Here is a 19,106-nt window from a genome sequence, read left to right as displayed (position 1 = left end):
TAATTTGAATAAATACAAATATACAATACAGCTTAGGGCTTAGTCGATTGATTAATGGTATTCTTAAATGAGTATATTGTATTTAGTTATAGATCACTGCAATACTATTTTCTTGGCTTGATTTTAAAGAGAGTGCGCCCTAAGACTTTTATTTTTGCAGTATGATAGAAGACAAAAATCCACAACGCACTCCCGTGGAGCAATTGGGAGAATTTGGGCTGATCGACCATATTACCCAAAACCTTGAGATCGGTAATGAAAGTACACTTACGGGCATAGGTGATGACGCTGCAGTGATCCATCATAACGAGGCCACCGTGATCACCACTGATATGCTGGTGGAAGGCGTACACTTTGATTTGAGCTATGTACCTCTCAAACATTTAGGTTATAAGGCGGTCATCGTAAATCTATCTGACGTTTATGCCATGAACGCCGTTGCAAAACAGATTACCGTTTCTATCGCAATTTCTAATAGATTTCCTGTAGAAGCAGTTCAGGAGTTGTATGAGGGTGTGAAACTGGCTTGTAAGATTTATGGGGTGGACTTGATAGGTGGAGACACCACAGCGTCTACTTCTGGTCTCATAATTTCTATAACCGCACTGGGCGAGCAAAAGAAGGAAGACATCGCTAAAAGATCAGGAGTTCAGGATGGCGATCTACTCGTGGTTTCTGGAGATCTGGGCGCTGCTTACATGGGATTGCAGATCCTAGAAAGAGAAAAAGCGGTTTTTAAAGAAAATCCTCAAAACCAGCCAGACATCGAGGCTTACACTTACCTTATTGAGCGTCAACTCAAGCCTGAAGCTCGTAAGGATATACCAGAGTTGCTCAGGAAACTCGATGTTAAACCTACCGCTATGATTGATCTTTCAGACGGTTTGAGCTCTGAGATCATACATTTATGTAAAAGTTCAGAGGTGGGAATGACTATTTATGAAGAGAAGATCCCTCTAGATCCCACGGTGATCAATGCGTGTGAAGAATTTAATCTGGACAGCACGACTATTGCTTTAAGTGGTGGTGAGGATTATGAACTGCTCTTCACCATTTCTCAAAACGATTATGAAAAGATCAAAGGCAATCCCAACCTAACCGTCATAGGTCATGCATTGCCTGCCTCGAGCGGTATGCATCTCGTGACGCGCGGTGGTGAGCAAGTAGAAATCAAGGCTCTGGGCTGGAACAGTTTTAATGAAACTGGAGAATAGGTTTTAAAATCTCAATGATTTGTTTCGGGTGGGTTATGATTCCCATGTGTCCAGAATCGAGCTCATGAAGATCTGCGTTTAAAAATCGAGCCTCATTTGAAATGATCTCGTCATCGATGATAGGATCGTTTTTGCTAAAAATATACGTTAATCGTATAGAGTCTGGCCATTCATTTGTGCAGCCTTTGCGATCCCGCATAGCTATGATGGCATTTCTGACGGCTGTTTCGGGAATTTGGGCAGCCTGATTTTTCATTAATTCGATCGATTCAGAGTGACTATTATGTTCACTAGCATTGAACAAATTACTGATCGCCATACTTACAAATGCTTTGTGATAACGATCGATCATACGTAATGATCTATTGCGATTTTTAATCCTAACTGATGAATCTGGACCGGTGATACTATTGATTAAAACAGTGTTTGAGAGGACTTCTGGATGTCGACCCGTGAGTGCCGCGGCAATATAGCCACCCATGCTATGGCCTATTACATGAATAGATTCTGAGAGGTGGTTTTCAATTTTTGCGTAAACTTCATCGGCAAGATCTTCAATAGAGTATTCAAAAACTTCAGCAAAGCGATTGCCGTGACCGGGTAGCTCATATCTTACCACCTCAAAATGATTAGAGAGTTCGTCCCCAATCACATCCCATTGGTGCGCACTGCCTAGAAATCCGTGAATTAAAACAACTAATGGACGGTTCATTGTAGAAATTTCAGTTTTTTGAAAAGGGTTTGAATTAAGTACGCTTTCGCGAAAGCGTAAAAATCAAAAACCAACTCAATAGCAAATGTATCTTGATTCAAGGCAATTATGCGCGTGAGTATTAAGTAATTTGAGAAAACAACTACTGAATAACAGTTCTATTATATATTGTGGTGCTCTATTCCAATCTTAAACATTTATGCTGAGTTCACAGGCTTTTGAGCAATACACCCTTGCGTTTTATAATTTAGAGAATCTCTTTGATTACACACGCAACAAGCGCATACTGGATGCAGATTTTACCGAAGATGGTAGGCTGCAGTGGACTCGCTCCCGATACAGTAAAAAGCTAGATCGCATGGCGAGAGCCATAGGAAAAATAGGCTATAATGAAATAGGTAGACTGCCTCACATTATAGGCGTTGCAGAGGTTGAAAACAATAATGTGATAGAAGACTTGTTGAGGCAGCCCGCATTTAAGGGGCGAGATTACGGATATGTGCATTACGACAGTCCCGATGAGCGCGGAATCGATACGGCATTACTTTATGATAGACGCTATTTCAAGGTCGAGCGGTCAGAAGCTCTGCATGTTTACCTAGAAGATGACAGAGGTGTAAAGGACACTACCAGGGACATTTTATATGTAAGAGGTGCTTTGGCGGGATTTTCTATAAATATTTACGTCAATCACTGGCCGTCAAGACGCGACGGAGCAGATTGTACTAATTCAAAACGGGTAGAAGTAGCCCGCCAGTTGCTGCAAAAAATTTCTACAACCGCTGCACAGGGACAGACGGTGATCATGGGAGACTTTAATGACGAGCCAGAAGATGAGAGTCTACAAGAATTATGTGCTGCGGGTTTCAAAAATGTAACGCAATCTTTAAAAAATTTACGTCGTGGAACAGTCAGCCATAAATTCAAATGGTATCTATTTGATCAGATTCTCATATCTGCTGGTCTTGAAAATGATAATCCCGATCATCTGTATTTTTACAAAGCAAACATTTTTGACGATATTACGCTGCGTCAGTGGAAAGGTCGCTATCGCGGTCAACCTGCCCGCACTTTTGTAGGAAACAGGTATAAAGGCGGCTATAGCGATCATTTTCCGGTCTATATGATCTTGCGCAGAAACTGAGGGTTGATTGAAAGTATCGATGTCAATGTGGTAAAATTTAAGATCTTTTAAGAAAACTGCTATGAAATAATCAAAGATTGTTTAGCTTATTTTTAAGAAAGTTGTTATCCTTGTTCAAACTTTTATTCCCTGAACTTGATAATAGGTTTAAAATGTAAGTTGACTATGTAATTAACCCCTTAATCCCGATTTTGAGGATGAAAAAACTTTTACTCTCAGTAGTGGCGGCAATGCTGGTGGGCTCGCTTACGATGCAAGCGCAGCAAGACCCTCAGTATACCCAGTACATGTACAATCAAAATGTGATCAATCCTGCCTATGCAGGGACTAATGATCTACTCACAGTAACTTCACTCTATCGCCAGCAGTGGTCTGGTGTAAATGGTGCTCCAGAGACCTTCACTCTTGCGGGTAGTAGCCCCATTGGAGAAAATGTGGGTGTAGGATTGTCTTTTATATCAGATCAATTAGGACCATTTAAAGAGCAAAATGTCTACGGAGATTTTTCTTATCGATTGAGAACAGGTAAATCTACCACGCTTGCCCTGGGTTTAAAGGCAGGGGTAAGCTTCTATCAACTAGGGGATGTTCAATTGCTAGAGCCTAGCGATCCGTTGAATGAAACCTTTAGTGAGAATAGTTTGAATCTAGGAGCTGGTGCTTTTTTCTACAGTGATAATTACTATGTAGGATTTTCTGTACCTAATATGCTTAACGCAACTCACCTAGATGACAATGGTAGAAACATCGGTAATGAAACACAGCATTATTTCCTTACTGGTGGATATGTTTTTGACCTTTCAGAAAGTGTCAAGTTTAAACCTCACTTCTTAGTGAAAGGTGCCTTTGAATCACCTGTAAGTTTTGATCTTAATACAAACTTTCTGTTCAGTCAAAGAGTTGAACTGGGTGTTTCATATCGTTATGAAGACTCATTCAGTGGTTTGATAGGCTTTTACCTCACGAGGAATATCAGAATGGGCTATGCTTATGACCGTGTAGTTTCTGACATCTCGTTTGCGTCTCAAAGCTCTCATGAGGTTTTCTTAAGCTTCGATCTTTCATTCCCACGTAAGGTTATGCAATCTCCACGATTCTTCTAATAATACAGCACTTCCATCATGAAAAAAATATATGTTTTAATTTTTGCTTTGATTGCTACTGTAGGTAGCTTGAACGCACAAAGCAAATCGACTAAAAAAGCAGATAGGCTATACTCTCAATTACGTTATGTAGATGCCGCTGAAGAGTATGAAAAATTGATAGAGCGAGGGGAGCGTACACAACACGTTTACACAAATCTTGCAAACTCATACTACTACAATAGCGACTATAAAAGTGCTGAACAATATTACGCACGTGCAGTAAAGGAAAATTCTGATGCAGAAACTTTGTACCGCTATGCACAAACTTTGAAGTCTAATCAAAAATATGATACTTCAAATACGATCATGGATCAATTTGCTGCTACGGCTCCAGACGATAAACGTGCAAAATTGTATTTATCTAACAAAAATTACATCGACGATATCTTGAGTATGGAGCCTGGATACGAGGCAGTGACTTTTGATATTAACTCTGAGGCTAGTGATTTTGCTTCCATAATCATCGGTGACAAGGTCTACTTTTCAAGTGCTCGTAACCAAGAGCGTAAAAAATACGGCTGGAACGAGCAGCCATATTTAGATATTTACGAAGTTCAGATTCAAGAAAATGATAGCTTAGGAGAACCACAGCTTTTGAAAGGTGATGTCAACACTAAATACCATGAAGGTACACTAGATATGACTCCTGATCAGCGTTTCATGTTTTTTACTAGAGTAGATTACTTTGATGGTGATTTCAATAAAGCAAAAGACGGTCAGAGTAAATTGAACATCTATCGTGCCTTGAATGCTAATGGCGAGTGGAGAGATATCCAAGTTACAGAATTAGATTCTAAAGAGTACAGTGTGGGTCACCCTTCCATTTCTAAAGATGGTAAAACCATCTACTTTGCCAGCGAGGCACCAGGAGGTTACGGTGAGTCAGATATTTATAAGGCTACACTTGTTGACGGAATCATTTATGAACCAGAAAACTTAGGGCCTGAAGTAAACACTTCTGGGAAAGATAGCTTCCCATTTATTGCAGATGATGGAACACTCTACTTCTCAAGTAACGGTCACTTAGGAATAGGTGGTATGGATATCTTCATGTATAAAGATGGCGTAGTGTCTAATTTAGGTGCGCCTGTAAATTCAAATCTTGATGATATAGCCTACACTTATGACGTAGAAAATGATAAAGGTTATTTCTCATCAAACCGTGAAGGTGGAAAAGGAAGTGATGATATCTATACCCTTAAGAAAATCATTCCTGAAATCGAGGTTACTGTGGTAGCTATAAATGCTGAAACTGGAGAGCCTATTCCAGCGGCTATTCTAAGCGTGGCCGATTCAGAAGGCAACAGCATGCCTAGCCAGACAGCAGATGAAGATGGTCAGGCTATGTTTATGATCGTAGGAGAACAAATGATTACCGCACGAGGTACAAAAGTGAAGTTTGAAAGCGGAGAGGCTCAACTTGACGTAATGAAGAATGGTGATGCAATGGTAGAAGTTATGTTGACACCTATCGAGCCTGCACTACCTAAAATCGTTCTAGAAAATATCTTATTTGACTTTGACAAAGACAACATACGTCCAGATGCCGCACTTGAACTGGACAAGATTGCAGACTTGTTGAAGCAATATTCTAACATGCAACTTACAGCAGAGGCTTATGCTGATGTACGTGGTAGCAAGGAATATAACTTAGACCTTACTGAGCGTAGAGCTCAATCGATCGTGAAGTACCTTACAGAACAAGGTATTGACGCTTCTAGGTTGAACGGAGTAGGCCGCGGTGAGGAAAATTCAGTATTTGACTGTGCTAACAATGACTGTACAGAAGAGCAGTACCAAGCTTCTCGTAGATCTGAATTCACATTCAAGTTGAAATAATATTTCTCAACATATCTTTTAAGAAACCCACCCGTAGCGGTGGGTTTTTTCTGTCTTATATTTAAGGTCATTAGTTTCTAATCAATGACCGACAACTCTTTCATCAGCCAAGTTCTTAACGACTTAAACCAAAATAATCTAGACGTAACCCGGCTTACTTATGTCGTACCCTCGCGCAGGGTGGCGACCTTCTTGACAAAAGCACTGGCAACGATGATTTCCAAGCCCATTTTTCTGCCGGCGATCTATAGTGTGGAAGAATTTATCGCTGAGCTTTCAGGTATGGAAATTGTTCCTGACCTGGATTTGATGCCTTTATTTTATGAAAGTTATCTAGAAGTACAGCCTCAAGACGAACAGGTAACTTACGACGATTTCTTAGGTTGGGCACCTACCATTATCAAGGATTTTAATGAATTGGATCGCTATCTGGTTGCTCCTGATGATTTCTTCAACTATCTAGGTAACGTTAAAGAATTGGAAGATTGGCACTGGTCGCTAGGTGGTGAGCCCACAACCATGATTTCTAGTTATTTAAAATTTTGGAAAAGACTGGGTGGGTATTATTCTCGCTTTCGCGAAAGCTGCCTCACAAAAGGCACGCTCTATCAAGGCCTGGCTTATCGCATGGCTTATGAAAACCTATCAAATTCAAGCCAACTTCCCAGGGAACTAAACACTGTTTTTAATGAATACCCGATAGTGTTTTTCGGTTTAAATGCTTTAAATACAGCAGAATCAGAGATCATCCAGCAATTGCTAAAGGATCAGAAAGCTCTCATTTATTGGGATACAGATGATTATTTTTTGAACCGACCGTATCACGACGCGGGAAAATTTATTTCTTCATTCAAAAAGAATTGGAAATACTATAAAAACAACCCTCTAAACATGGTTTCTAATCAGTTTGAAGTGCCTAAAAAAATTGAGATCGCTGGTATAAATGGAACTATAGGTATGGTTCAAGTCGCTGCTAGAAAACTTGCTGAATTACCACCCGAAGAAATTGAGAATACAATCGTCGTCCTAGCCGATGAAAATTTGTTACTGCCTTTGCTCACATCACTTCCTGACAACATTCCCGCTTATAACGTAACCATGGGTGTGAGTTTGGATAAGTTGCCCATTGCAGCATTTGTTTTAGACTTTATAAAGCTCATCGTAGAGAAAAATGAAGCAGGTTTTTACTTCAAAAGTTTCATTCGGTTTCTAGAATCTCCATATACTCATTCTCTTATTGAAAAAGATAAAAAGAATTACAAGGCACAGATCAGAAAAGGCAACCTAGTTTACGTAACGCCTGAAGACTTGGAGCTGAATGAAGGGAATGCGCTCTTCAACGTATTAAAAACTAAAAACGATATACCATCTATTCTTGAGACTTTAGAGAACATGATACTTGAGTTAAAGGAGCTCTATTTTAAAGAAGGTAATCGCTCCTTAGAGCTTGAGCAATTGCAGGGTTTAAGAGAAGTTTTGGGAGGCGTTGAAAACTTACTGCAGTCCGGACACAAGATTGAAGATGTGCGCATCTTGAGCTTTGTGTTTAGGCAGTTGCTTCCTCTTAAAAAACTTGATTTTATAGGAGAACCCGTCAAAGGGCTCCAGATCATGGGTCTGCTGGAAACCAGAGCGCTGGATTATAAAAATCAGATCATGCTTTCCGTTAATGAGGGAACCTTGCCTGCGGGAAAAAGCACGGCTTCATACATTCCTTTTGATATGAAAAAGCGTTTTGGTCTGCCTACCTATTCAGATAAGGACAGCGTTTATGCCTATCACTTTTATAGGTTGCTTCATCGATCAGAAAATGCCACATTTATTTATAATACAGAAACTGGTGGCTTGGGTTCTTCAGAAAAAAGCAGGTTTTTGACCCAATTGATTACAGGACAGGATACGGCACATGAAATTAAGGAAGTCAATTACATTTATAAAAATGAAGCCATTACTTCTGAATTGATAACGCTCAATAAAACCCCAGCCTATTTTACCAGATTAGAAGACATTGCTCAGAAGGGTTTTAGTCCCAGCGCGCTCACCAGCTATGTGCGCAATCCGCTGGATTTTTATAGGCAAAAGATTCTCAGCATCAACGAAGTTGAAGAAGTCGAAGAAAATATGGCGTTGAACACTATGGGGTCTATCATTCACGAGGCTTTGGATAAACTTTACGCACAGCATCTAAATAAACCGCTTCGTGAAAATGATTTCAAAGAGATGCGACAGCGCAAAAAGGCTGAGCTTGATCTCGCTTATAAAAAGATCTATCCATCTAAGGGAAAGCTTACAGGTCGTAACCGTATTATCTATGAGGTTTCAGATTCGTTTCTTTCCAAAATGATCACAATGGACCACGATCTGGTAAAAGAAGGTCGAGAGCTGATCATTTTGAGTACAGAACGCCATCTATCCACTCAAATTGAAGTGTCACAAATAGGTGTTGTTAAACTACACGGTACCGTAGATCGTATTGATAAACTAGATGGTGTGCTTCGTATTATCGACTATAAATCAGGTAAGGTTGAGAAAGGGAACTTAGGTCTGGATCCAGGTGGGTATGATTTATTGCTTGAAGATTATGGTAAGTCCAAGGCTTTCCAGATTCTTATGTACTCTTATCTTTATTTAACGAATGAACCAGATCAAGATGAGGTGACGGCAGGGATGATCAGCTTCAAGAATTTTCAGAGTGGTTTTTTGTCCTTTTCGTTAAAACATAAGAATAGATATCATGATGAGCCCGTGACACGTGATATTCTTGAGAAATTTCAAGAGCAGTTGCAAAACTTGTTGATAGAACTTTTTGATCCTGAAAAGCCTCTTGAAGAAAAAGAGGTTTGACAACTGTCTCTTCGAGAAGTACTGATTTCTAGATCGTTTCGGTTCTCGATACTTGTGAAATCCTCCTGTCGTCGAATTTCACAAACTCGAACTGACAGAGATAAATTCGGATATTGTCACTTCGAGTGGATCAAAGTCTGCCCTAAGCAGGCTTTGAACTGTATCGAGAAGTATTGAAGTTTTCGATTAAGTTGGTTCTCGATACTTGTGAAATTCTCCTGTCGTCGAATTTCACAAACTCGAACTGACATAAAAATTAAAAAATTAAATGAAAATGAATGTTACTAGAAATATAGAGATAGAGGGAGAAAATGGTCGGCCCATTTTAATTGACACTTTATATCAGGAAACTTCTGAAAATCTGCCTGTGATTATTTTCTGTCATGGTTTCAAAGGATTTAAAGATTGGGGAGCATGGGATCTGATGGGTCTCGCTTTCGCGCGATCCCTGAGCATTTCGACTCCGCTCAATGACCACGGAGTCGAAGGGAAAGCGGGATATCTTTTCATAAAATTCAATTATTCGCACAATGGCGGCACTAAAGAGCAACCTATTGATTTTCCAGATCTCGAGGCATTCGGGAATAACAACTACAGCATTGAATTGCGGGATACAAAAAGAGTGCTGGATTGGTTGAAACAATCTGATTTGCCAGCAACCAACGATATTACGTTAATCGGTCATTCTCGTGCCGGCGGGATAGCGACAATAGTTGCTTCAAAAGATCATCGCGTGACGAGATTAGTCACCATGGCTTCTGTGGCACATTATGACCAGCGATTTCCGCAAGGGGAAGAGTTGCAAAAATGGAAGCAAAACGGTGTGTATTACATTAAAAATGGCCGCACGCAGCAAGAAATGCCGCTTTACTATCAATTTTATGAAGATTTTCAAAGGAACAGCGATCAGCTAAATATCATCAAAGCTGCGAGAAACCTTAAAGTACCTCATCTCATCATTCATGGCGATGCAGACCCCACAGTAGCAGTACAAGATTCTCATGATTTAAAGGCAGCAAGCCTTAAAAGCGAACTGAGAATTTTAAGGGGCACTGACCATGTTTTTGGAGCATCGCACCCTTGGGATAAAGATCATTTACCCGCTGACTTAAGACAGGTGGTGCAGTGTGTGTTGAATTTTATTGACGCTTGACATCGCAAATATCAGCATTCAAAATCTAAGACTGCTCGACCGTTTCACCATTAAGTTTAGGGAAATATTCGATCGGTAATGTGATAGATAATCTTTCGCATTTTATAAAGAGAACTTTACTACTTCCTTGAGAGGGAATCCCTAAATACAATTCTAGTTTTGGGCAAAAGAAAATTGAAAAACTATGAAACGAATGAAAAAAGTAAGCTTGATGTTACTGATGATGATCGGAGTAACAGCATTTGCACAGACAGAAAAAGAACAGGAGTTGACGAAGGACGCTGCTGAGGCCAAATCAGAATTGATAGCGTCGTATGAGAAACTGGTTCCGTTTTTTGATGATTCAGCAGGATATGTCATTTTCCCAAATGTAGGTAAAGGTGGTCTGATCATAGGTGGAGCATCAGGAAATGGGATCGTTTATGAAAATGGTGTGGCAATTGGAAAAGCTGGACTCAAGAAATTGAGCGTCGGTTTGCAGGCTGGTGGTCAAGCGATCATGGAAGTTATCTTCTTTGAGGATGAGGAAAGCCTGAAAAACTTTAAAGACGGGAATTTTGAATTTGCTGCTGGAGTTTCTGCCGTTGTTTTGAAATCAGGAAAAGCGGTGAATGCTAAATATAAAGACGGTGTGGCTGTTTTTGCTAAACCGAAAGCAGGTATCATGGCTGATGCGAGCGTTGGAGGGCAGAAGTTCAGCTATGAGGCTTTTGAAGACTAATATGCCTTTATAAATTTTTATCAAGCCGGTGTTTTGCACCGGTTTTTTTGATTTAGATGGTTAGTGATCACTCAAATAATTGGTGATTCATTTTTGGCCTCCCCCTTTGTGCCCCATGTAGATTCTGAGATTAGAAGTAATCACCTGAAACAATAATTTGACTTTGTGATTTTTGTTACAGGAACCAATTTATCTTGCAAACTATCTTTGTAATATGAAGATAGAGAACATTATTAAAGAAGCACTTAAAGATGCCATTCCATACTCACAATACCGAGCTCTTGTAGAAGGTCACGTGCTGAATAATTCAAATACGGGCGCTGAGGTGACTGAAGCGCTAGCAAATTACACGGCACTCAACCACCAGCGTATGAAACGACTGGATAAGAAAGTAGAGCTGTCGCCTGAAACGCAAGATTTTTTAGAAAGTTTATCGCCTAACTTTTCTTTCTTGGTAATTACTGAAAGCTGGTGTGGAGATGCGGCTCATGTGATTCCCGTTCTCAATAAAATTGCTGAGGCTGGTTCGATCGATTTGAAGCTGGTTCTAAGGGATGAAAATGAAGCTCTGATGAACGAGTTTTTGACTAACGGAAGCAAGTCCATTGCAAAATTGATCATTTACAATTCAGAGAGTTTTGAGCCTATCGCATCTTGGGGACCTCGACCCTCCACAGCCACGCAAATGGTTGCCGATGAAAAGGCTGCTAAAGGAGCTTTGTCACCAGAATTCAAACAAGAGCTTCAAAAATGGTACAATAAAGATAAAGGAAAGACTATTGAAAAAGATATGATTGCGGTGATCAAATCGATTCAATAACGATTTTCTAAGTCAATCCCTGAAGCGTAATAACAAACTCACCTTTGGGCTTTTTTGCATTAAAATGTGAGATTGCTTCAGCTATAGAGCCTCTGAAATGCTCTTCAAACATTTTGGTAATTTCTCTCGAAATGCTAATATGTCGGTCAGCGCCAAAGGTGTCTTGGAAATCTTTTAAAGTTTTGAGCAGCTTGTGTGGCGACTCATAAAACACCATAGATCGTGGTTCTTCCTTAAGAAAATCCAGCCTTTTCTTTCGACCCTTTTTGACGGGAAGGAATCCTTCAAAAACGAACTTATCGCAAGGTAAACCTGACACAGTCAGTGCTGGCACAAAAGCCGTGGCGCCAGGAAGCGCCTCTATCGCGATGTTGTGTTCTAGAAGCTTTCGCGAAAGCAAAAACCCAGGATCACTTATTCCTGGTGATCCGGCATCTGTGATGAGTGCCATGGTTTCTCCATTTAGAATACGCTGGACAATGGAGTCGCTTATTTTATGCTCGTTGTGCATGTGGTACGATAGCATGGGCGTCTGGATCTCGTAGTGTTGTAAGAGCTTCGCGCTGTTGCGCGTATCCTCGGCCAGTATGAGCTCTACCTCCATAAGCGTAGTTACCGCGCGGTAGGTCATATCTGCAAGATTACCGATGGGTGTGGGGACGAGGTAGAGTTTCATGGAGTCGCTTTAAAACAAAGATAATTTGTTCTGTACGGAAAGTGGTCGTTTTCTATAGGTCAACAACCTAGTTTGCTAACTTTGCCCCATGACTAGAGATGAAAAATTAAAAGAACGCTGGGTGCACACGGTGGCGTTTTTTCAGGAGCGGTTTGGTGACGGTGAGGAGATGGATCTTGATGCAATTCTTTTCATCATAGGTGTTCAAGAGTTGGGACAGTTGCACCGTAAGTTCAAGAAAGATGAAAAACTACAATTGATGCACATCGCCATTTGCAGAGTGCTGGAACCTTATGGCTATTATGAGTTCTCGCATTTTGACGATGAAAAATGGCCCCACTACGAACTCAAAGAAAATTTGCCATCGCTTAAGGCAGGCGAGCAATCGCTACTTATGAAAGAGGCTATCGTAAATTATATGATGGCGAGTGGAGTGATTGAATGATGTACCTCACCCCAGCCCTCTCCAAGGGAGAGGGAGCTTTTTTCATCGATGCTGAAATATTCTTTTGAATAAGCAGATAATTTAAGCATGTAATTTATAATAAGTATATGATCTTCAACCTTGGGTTAAAGTCAACTCCCTCTCCTTCGGTTCTGCCTCCGACGAACGAAGAGAAATGAAGTGAGAGGAAGGCAATTAGGGTGAGGACCTCCTACTGCATCAATCCAGCAACGATTGCGATCAATCCCACCGCAAAGCAGTAGTAGGAAAAATAGTGAAGTTTTGCCTTTTTGACCAGCGCGATCATCCAGGTACAAGCCAATAATCCGGTCACAAAAGCTGCCGCAAAACCTATAACAAGCGGTATGCTAGATTGCGATTCCATTACAATATCTCCGCTTAAAATATCCTTAGCGATTTTTCCAAAAATGAGCGGTACCACCATTAAAAAGGAAAAACGTGCGGCTTTAGTACGATCGTTACCTAATAGAACCGAGGTAGAAATAGTCGCTCCACTTCTGGAAACACCTGGTAACATGGCGATCGCTTGAGATACCCCTATAATTACGGCATCTTTCCAACCTACATCTTTTCCGGTCAGTTTTGCGCGACCCGCTAGAAAAAGCAGGAGACCAGTGACGATCAGCATAAAGCCAACTAAAATCACGCGACCTTCAAATAAAGATTCTAGGTAGTCCTCAAAGAAAAGACCTATAAAAACCGCCGGGATCATGGAAAGCGCAATTTTAAAGGCAAACTGGCTCTCCTCATTCCATTGAAAGGATAATAAACCTTTTAAAAGCTCTATAATATCTTTTCTAAAGACAATGATTGTACTGAGCGCGGTGGCAAAGTGAACGACAACGGTAAAAAGTAAATTTTCTTCTTGAGAAGCAATTTCAGTTCCCAAAACTGCTTTTCCCAGTTCAATATGCCCGCTGGAGGATACGGGTAGGAATTCAGTAAGTCCTTGAATGCAACCTAAAATAAAGGCATCTAGAGTTTCCAAGAAATCAGTCTATTTATCCGGATTCAATAAAATGGCATAAGCTTCAATCCCAAAGCCTATCAGCACCAGAGTAGGTGCGAGCCTAATGCGTCTCCATGAGAAAATATCTTCATTAAAGACATTGGGATCATCAGTTCCACCGCCAGCCATAAGTGTAAAACCTACAGCGATGACTACGAGACCTATAATCATCCATGTGTAATTTTTCTTTTTGAACAAAAATTCAAATCTTGGCTCTAGATTTTGTTCTTCGGGCTTGTTTTGAGCTTCGGTGTTCTGATTGCTTTTTTTCATGACCTCTTGATTCAGAAGGGATTTGCAAAGTAAACAATTAAATAGCTAATTAATTGTCTGGCGCACGTTATGATTGGTTAATAATACAATTCGTCAGTCCTCAAGTTCAGGTAGCGTGTGGTAGCAAAAAAGGTACTCAATAGACTGATGAGGATTCCAAACGTCAGTACTCCAGCAAATAAAATCCCTAGGGTTTGATAGTCAGATAATATATTTAATTCTGGGATGTATTGGTCTGCATAGTAAATCACTACGGCTAGAAGTCCTAAAGCTAGAAATGCAGCGATCAGTCCCAGTTTGACACTCGTGCCAATAAACGGTCTCCTGATAAAACCCTTGGTGGCGCCCACCATTTGCATGGTTTTGATCGTAAATCGTTTGGCATAAACGCTCAATCTAATCGAGCTATTGATGAGTAAAAAGGCAATCAAAACAAAGATTCCGGCGACGACCAGCATCCAGAACGTGACGCGCTTCACATTGTCATTAAGCAAACTTACCAGCGGTTTGTCAAAAATCACTTCTTGGACAAATTCTTTTTCAGCCAGGTCATCTGCGATTTGCTGGACCTCGCTGGCGGTGACAAAACTGGCATTGAGACGCAGGTCTATGGAATTTGGAATCGGATTAAAACCGTCAAGTGTGGCGACAAAATCCTCGCCCAGGTCTTCTTGAGTACGGCGCGCACCTTCTTCAGCACTTACAAATACGGCACTTTTAGTATAATCAGCCATCTGAAGTGTTTTCTCCAGCTGCTCCATTTCTACCTGTTTGGCAGTGTCCTTAAAATAGATGGACATAGGAACTTGCTCCCTGAAATAATCGGCGAGTTTCTGACTGTTGAGTAAGAACAGTCCCAAAATACCCAGCATAAAAAGCACGAGAAACAGACTGATGACCACCCAAAAGTAGGAACTGAATACCCGGCGTTTCTGATAACTGGACTGTGAAGCCATAAAGTCTTATGCTTAAATGAAAAACAAATGTACTAAAGTCCTCATTCAAAATTTTATTTGTCACCCTGAACCCGAAAAATGAGGGATTCAGGGTCTGATTGTTAATCTCTAGAATAAAATTTTAATTTGGAGGTCCCTATCTATGAGATGCTGAATCTGCGCTATGCTTGTCCAGCATGACAACGTGTATTAGTTATTGATCTGTCACTCTGAACGCGACAAATAGGGTCCCGATAGCTATCGGGACAGAGTCTCTTGTTTGACCTCACAATCAAAATTTGACTTCTAAGGTCCCGATCCTTGAGATGCTGTCCCGACAGCTGTACGGGAGTCGTTTCACTCCCTCAGCAAGACAAAACTTAATAGTTTTTCTATTTTCCATCTTGATTTTTGAGATGCTGAATCTACGCTTCACTTGTTCAGCATGACACACTTACTAATCTTTAGTAAACCACAATTCAATCCTCTATTTTTGCACCTCACAAAACGCGCACATGTTACTTTACGACCACAAGGAGATTGAGAAAAAATGGCAAAAATTCTGGGCCGAAAACAAGACTTTCAAGGCTCACAACCATTCTGATAAGCCAAAATTCTACGCACTCGATATGTTTCCCTATCCCAGCGGTGCCGGGTTGCACGTGGGTCACCCGCTAGGCTACATCGCCAGCGATATTGTGTCGCGTTTCAAGCGCCATACCGGCCACAACGTCTTGCACCCCATGGGTTACGATAGTTTTGGCTTGCCGGCTGAGCAGTACGCCATCCAGACCGGTCAGCACCCAGCGATCACGACGCGCGACAATATTGCACGCTACCGGGAGCAGATGGACCGCATCGGGTTCAGTTTTGATTGGGACCGTGAGGTAAAGACCAGTGATCCAGATTATTATAAGTTTACTCAAGAGATATTTATTCAGCTTTTTGAGAGCTGGTATGATAAGGATGCAGACCGTGCGCTTCCTATAAGTGAGTTAGTATCTCGCTTTCGCGAAAGCGGAACAACCACCATCAACGCTGCCACAGACGATGACCTGAGACAATTTACCGCTGAAGAGTGGAACGCCATGACGGAAGTAGAGCAAGAAAGAATTTTGCTCGATTACCGCCTAACCTACCTCGCCGATACTGAAGTGAACTGGTGTCCAGCCTTAGGAACCGTACTTGCCAATGACGAGATCGTAAACGGCGTTTCAGAACGTGGTGGGCATCCCGTGGAGCGTAAAAAAATGCGTCAGTGGATGATGCGTATATCGGCTTACGCAGAGCGATTGCTCAATGGTCTGGAAGATCTGGACTGGAGCGAAAGCATCAAAGAAATTCAGCGCAATTGGATCGGAAAATCTGTAGGAGCTATGGTTCATTTTGAACTTAATCCAAATAGTGAGCAAAATGATAGGTGGCTGAGCGGAGCCGAAGCCGAGAGGCCAAAAATCTCCGTATTCACCACCCGCCCAGACACCATTTATGGTGTCACGTTCATGACGCTCGCTCCAGAACACGAGCTGGTCGATCAAATCACGACCGATGCGCAACGCGAGGCCGTTGAAGCCTACAAAAAAGCCACTGCAGCCCGATCAGAACGCGAGCGCATGGCCGATGTGAAAACCATCTCTGGAGTATTTACCGGAGCTTATGCGACGCATCCTTTGAGCGGAGAGCAGATCCCGGTGTGGATAGGCGATTATGTTTTGGCAGGTTATGGAACCGGAGCGGTAATGGCCGTTCCCTGCGGTGATGAGCGCGACCATGCATTTGCCAATTATTTTTCAGGTCAGGAAGGCATGCTGCCGATCAAAAACATTTTCAAAGATGTGGATGTGAGCGAGGAGGCTTATGCTTCTAAGGAAAACATCACGATAACCAACAGCGATTTCCTAGACGGAATGAGCTATAAAGAGGCGATGGCGGCTGCTATCGCAAAGCTGGAAGAAGTAGGTGCTGGAAAAGGCAAAACCAATTACCGATTGCGCGATGCCGTATTCTCCAGACAGCGTTACTGGGGAGAGCCATTTCCAGTATATTATATGGACGGTTTGCCGCAAATGATCGACCGCCAGCATTTGCCGCTGGAATTGCCCGAAGTTGATGAATACTTACCTACTGAGGACGGTGCGCCGCCACTGGGAAGAGCAAAGAAATGGTACTGGGATGCGAGAGAGAATAAGGTGGTGGACAACCCGGAAGACCTCACCCCCAGCCCCTCTCCGGCGGAGAGGGGAGCTCATCAGCAACCGATGGTTGATGACGACGAAACTCCCTCTCCCTCGGAGAGGGCTGGGGAGAGGTACAACCACGCCATACCAGAACTACAATCAAAGCATACCCTTCAAGCTAGACAGAATAGAAAAAGCCCGACCGCAGCAGAAGATAAACTTTGGCAAGAACTCAGAAACAGAAAACTTGCTGATCATAAGTTCAGACGACAGCATCCCATTGATCGATTTATCGTAGATTTTGTGTGCTTGGATAGACGTTTGATTATTGAAGTTGACGGTGAAATTCATGAAAATCAGAAAGAAGAAGATGAGGCGAGAACTAATATGTTAGAGCTTGAAAAAGGATTTAAGATGATTCGTTTTTCTAATTATCAGGTTCTTAATGATACTGAAACTGTGCTTAGTGAAATCAAAAAAACCTTATCCCAACGCCCAAGTTTAAAAAACATGGATAGTAACTCCCTCTCCGCCGGAGAGGGATGGGGTGAGGTTGCAGAGATCTACCCCCTAGAGCTCAACACCATGCCTGGCTGGGCGGGAAGCTCTTGGTACATGTTCAGGTATATGGATGCCAGCAACGATAGTGAAATGTTCTCTAAGGAAGCGCAGGAATATTGGCAAAATGTAGATCTATATATAGGAGGTAGTGAGCATGCTACGGGTCACTTGTTGTATTCTAGGTTTTGGGTGAAGTTCTTAAAAGATATAGGAAAAGTAACTGTGGACGAGCCTTTTAAAAAGCTGATCAATCAGGGGATGATTTTGGGAGAGAGTGCTTTTGTGAAAGAACTCGAAATCGAAATCGAAGATCAAACTGAAAGTGTTTTTATCTCTCAAGGGATCAAATACAATGGGAAAATTAAATCCGGTAGAAAGCTGCATACTGATGTTTCTTTTGTGAACAATTCAAACGAACTTGACGTAAAAGCTTTTCAAACTTGGAGAGTAGATGCACAAGACAAGAAATTTATCCTTAATGAAGAGGGCGTTTTCAAAGTCTCCCGCGAGGTAGAAAAAATGTCCAAGTCCAAATACAACGTCGTCAACCCAGACGATATATGCGATCAATATGGGGCTGATACCTTGCGTTTATACGAGATGTTTTTAGGTCCGCTGGAGCAGGCTAAGCCTTGGAACACAGCAGGAATTACTGGAGTTTACGGTTTTATTAAAAAACTATGGAAGCTGTATCATAATGAGAATGGTTTTAATGTAAGTGATAAAAAAGCTTCACCAGAAAGCATGAAAACTTTGCACAAAACCATCAAAAAAATTCGTGAAGACATCGAGAATTTTTCATTCAATACCAGCGTGAGTAGTTTTATGATTGCCGTGAACAAATTCACCGCTCAAAAATGCAACCACCGGGAGGTGCTGGAGCCGCTGGCTGTACTCGTTTCTCCCTACGCGCCGCATATTGCAGAAGAGCTCTGGTCGCTGCTGGGTCATGAGGAGAGCATCGCTTATGCTGAGTTCCCAGTCTTTGAGGTAAAGTATCTCGTTGAGAGCAGCAAAACCTATCCTATTTCTTTTAATGGTAAGATGAAATTTACCCTCGACTTGCCAGTAGACGTTTCTAAGGATGAATTAGAGAAATTGGTTTTGGAAAATGAAAAAGTTCAGGAGCAACTGGAAGGCAAAACGATCCGTAAAACGATTGTGGTACCTGGCAAGATCGTGAATTTTGTAGTGGGTTGATCTTGCTCCAGTTTTTAGCATATCAAGGCGACCAGATTGGGTCGCCTTTTTTATTGTGAGTGGTTTTGTAATCTCGCTTTCGCGAAAGCGGGAAAGCTTCTCAAAATATTTAAGACACCTTAGTTCTGAGAAAACCACTCGTCGAATTTATCACGAAACAAAAATCTATTGTTAATGTTTTGTCAATTAATTGTTGTAGGTTAGTTGACTAAATTGT

15 protein-coding genes are annotated in these 19,106 nt (G+C 41.6%); 10 read left to right on the top strand and 5 right to left on the bottom strand.

The window, feature by feature from the left end; translation table 11 throughout:
* The first annotated feature begins 161 nt into the window (after positions 1-161).
* Entirely contained in the window at positions 162-1,214 is a 1,053-nt protein-coding gene (thiL, locus tag BST97_RS10385; RefSeq protein WP_085767170.1) for a thiamine-phosphate kinase, read from the top strand.
* Here the strand turns inward: thiL and BST97_RS10380 are convergent.
* The gene (locus tag BST97_RS10380) at positions 1,195-1,926 is read right to left on the bottom strand and encodes an alpha/beta fold hydrolase (protein ID WP_085767169.1); all 732 of its coding nucleotides are present in this window, start codon (positions 1,924-1,926) and stop codon (positions 1,195-1,197) included. The genes thiL and BST97_RS10380 overlap by 20 nt on opposite strands.
* A gap of 199 nt (positions 1,927-2,125) precedes the next feature.
* Here BST97_RS10380 and BST97_RS10375 point away from each other — a divergent pair, with 199 nt between their 5' ends.
* The 7 genes from BST97_RS10375 (at position 2,126) to BST97_RS10345 (ending at position 11,592) form a co-directional block, all read left to right on the top strand.
* Complete coding sequence (locus BST97_RS10375; protein ID WP_085767168.1) at positions 2,126-3,070, top strand: endonuclease/exonuclease/phosphatase family protein; 945 nt, start codon at positions 2,126-2,128, stop codon at positions 3,068-3,070.
* A 197-nt stretch (positions 3,071-3,267) separates the two neighbouring features.
* A complete protein-coding gene (locus BST97_RS10370) occupies positions 3,268-4,173 on the top strand; it encodes a PorP/SprF family type IX secretion system membrane protein (protein WP_085767167.1) in 906 nt (301 codons plus the stop codon).
* Between the two features lie 18 nt (positions 4,174-4,191).
* The gene (locus BST97_RS10365; RefSeq protein ID WP_085767166.1) at positions 4,192-6,054 is read left to right on the top strand and encodes an OmpA family protein; all 1,863 of its coding nucleotides are present in this window, start codon (positions 4,192-4,194) and stop codon (positions 6,052-6,054) included.
* Positions 6,055-6,138: 84 nt separating this feature from the next.
* The gene (locus BST97_RS10360) at positions 6,139-8,898 is read left to right on the top strand and encodes a PD-(D/E)XK nuclease family protein (protein ID WP_085767165.1); all 2,760 of its coding nucleotides are present in this window, start codon (positions 6,139-6,141) and stop codon (positions 8,896-8,898) included.
* Between the two features lie 274 nt (positions 8,899-9,172).
* Positions 9,173-10,051 (top strand): alpha/beta hydrolase family protein, encoded by an 879-nt coding sequence (locus BST97_RS10355; protein WP_085768226.1) that lies wholly within the window; start codon positions 9,173-9,175, stop codon positions 10,049-10,051.
* A gap of 184 nt (positions 10,052-10,235) precedes the next feature.
* A complete protein-coding gene (locus tag BST97_RS10350) occupies positions 10,236-10,772 on the top strand; it encodes a lipid-binding SYLF domain-containing protein (RefSeq protein ID WP_085767164.1) in 537 nt (178 codons plus the stop codon).
* A 214-nt stretch (positions 10,773-10,986) separates the two neighbouring features.
* Positions 10,987-11,592: a thioredoxin family protein gene (locus BST97_RS10345; protein WP_085767163.1), complete on the top strand. Its 606-nt coding sequence runs from the start codon at positions 10,987-10,989 to the stop codon at positions 11,590-11,592.
* 7 nt (positions 11,593-11,599) lie between these two features.
* Here the strand turns inward: BST97_RS10345 and rsmI are convergent, their stop codons facing one another.
* The gene (rsmI, locus tag BST97_RS10340; RefSeq protein ID WP_085767162.1) at positions 11,600-12,268 is read right to left on the bottom strand and encodes a 16S rRNA (cytidine(1402)-2'-O)-methyltransferase; all 669 of its coding nucleotides are present in this window, start codon (positions 12,266-12,268) and stop codon (positions 11,600-11,602) included.
* A gap of 88 nt (positions 12,269-12,356) precedes the next feature.
* Between rsmI and BST97_RS10335 the strand changes: the two genes are divergently transcribed.
* Positions 12,357-12,713, top strand: a complete 357-nt coding sequence (locus BST97_RS10335; RefSeq protein WP_085767161.1) for a hypothetical protein — start codon at positions 12,357-12,359, stop codon at positions 12,711-12,713.
* Positions 12,714-12,924: 211 nt separating this feature from the next.
* Here the strand turns inward: BST97_RS10335 and BST97_RS10330 are convergent, their stop codons facing one another.
* The 3 genes from BST97_RS10330 to BST97_RS10320 form a co-directional block, all read right to left on the bottom strand.
* The gene (locus tag BST97_RS10330; protein ID WP_085767160.1) at positions 12,925-13,722 is read right to left on the bottom strand and encodes an undecaprenyl-diphosphate phosphatase; all 798 of its coding nucleotides are present in this window, start codon (positions 13,720-13,722) and stop codon (positions 12,925-12,927) included.
* A 9-nt stretch (positions 13,723-13,731) separates the two neighbouring features.
* Positions 13,732-14,016: a DUF3098 domain-containing protein gene (locus BST97_RS10325; protein WP_085767159.1), complete on the bottom strand. Its 285-nt coding sequence runs from the start codon at positions 14,014-14,016 to the stop codon at positions 13,732-13,734.
* Between the two features lie 77 nt (positions 14,017-14,093).
* A complete protein-coding gene (locus BST97_RS10320; RefSeq protein WP_085767158.1) occupies positions 14,094-14,972 on the bottom strand; it encodes a cell division protein FtsX in 879 nt (292 codons plus the stop codon).
* 494 nt (positions 14,973-15,466) lie between these two features.
* Here BST97_RS10320 and BST97_RS16155 point away from each other — a divergent pair, with 494 nt between their 5' ends.
* A complete protein-coding gene (locus tag BST97_RS16155; protein WP_245833546.1) occupies positions 15,467-18,889 on the top strand; it encodes a leucine--tRNA ligase in 3,423 nt (1,140 codons plus the stop codon).
* Positions 18,890-19,106: the final 217 nt, after the last annotated feature.

It is taken from the genome of Nonlabens spongiae (assembly GCF_002117125.1).
In the GTDB taxonomy this organism is placed as follows: Bacteria; Bacteroidota; Bacteroidia; order Flavobacteriales; family Flavobacteriaceae; genus Nonlabens; species Nonlabens spongiae.
The sequence above is the reverse complement of the archived record's forward strand: the minus strand, read 5'-3'. Positions and strand labels throughout refer to the sequence as shown.

Excerpts from the sequence above, each read along its gene's own strand:
- BST97_RS10365 (WP_085767166.1), top strand. The coding sequence starts at position 4,192 with ATGAAAAAAATATATGTTTTAATTTTTGCTTTGATTGCTACTGTAGGT.
- BST97_RS10370 (WP_085767167.1), top strand. The coding sequence starts at position 3,268 with ATGAAAAAACTTTTACTCTCAGTAGTGGCGGCAATGCTGGTGGGCTCG.
- BST97_RS10360 (WP_085767165.1), top strand. The coding sequence starts at position 6,139 with ATGACCGACAACTCTTTCATCAGCCAAGTTCTTAACGACTTAAACCAA.
- BST97_RS10355 (WP_085768226.1), top strand. The coding sequence starts at position 9,173 with ATGAATGTTACTAGAAATATAGAGATAGAGGGAGAAAATGGTCGGCCC.
- BST97_RS10320 (WP_085767158.1), bottom strand. The coding sequence starts at position 14,972 with ATGGCTTCACAGTCCAGTTATCAGAAACGCCGGGTATTCAGTTCCTAC.
- BST97_RS10335 (WP_085767161.1), top strand. The coding sequence starts at position 12,357 with ATGACTAGAGATGAAAAATTAAAAGAACGCTGGGTGCACACGGTGGCG.
- BST97_RS10345 (WP_085767163.1), top strand. The coding sequence starts at position 10,987 with ATGAAGATAGAGAACATTATTAAAGAAGCACTTAAAGATGCCATTCCA.
- BST97_RS10375 (WP_085767168.1), top strand. The coding sequence starts at position 2,126 with ATGCTGAGTTCACAGGCTTTTGAGCAATACACCCTTGCGTTTTATAAT.
- rsmI (WP_085767162.1), bottom strand. The coding sequence starts at position 12,268 with ATGAAACTCTACCTCGTCCCCACACCCATCGGTAATCTTGCAGATATG.
- BST97_RS10350 (WP_085767164.1), top strand. The coding sequence starts at position 10,236 with ATGAAACGAATGAAAAAAGTAAGCTTGATGTTACTGATGATGATCGGA.
- BST97_RS10325 (WP_085767159.1), bottom strand. The coding sequence starts at position 14,016 with ATGAAAAAAAGCAATCAGAACACCGAAGCTCAAAACAAGCCCGAAGAA.
- BST97_RS16155 (WP_245833546.1), top strand. The coding sequence starts at position 15,467 with ATGTTACTTTACGACCACAAGGAGATTGAGAAAAAATGGCAAAAATTC.
- BST97_RS10380 (WP_085767169.1), bottom strand. The coding sequence starts at position 1,926 with ATGAACCGTCCATTAGTTGTTTTAATTCACGGATTTCTAGGCAGTGCG.
- thiL (WP_085767170.1), top strand. The coding sequence starts at position 162 with ATGATAGAAGACAAAAATCCACAACGCACTCCCGTGGAGCAATTGGGA.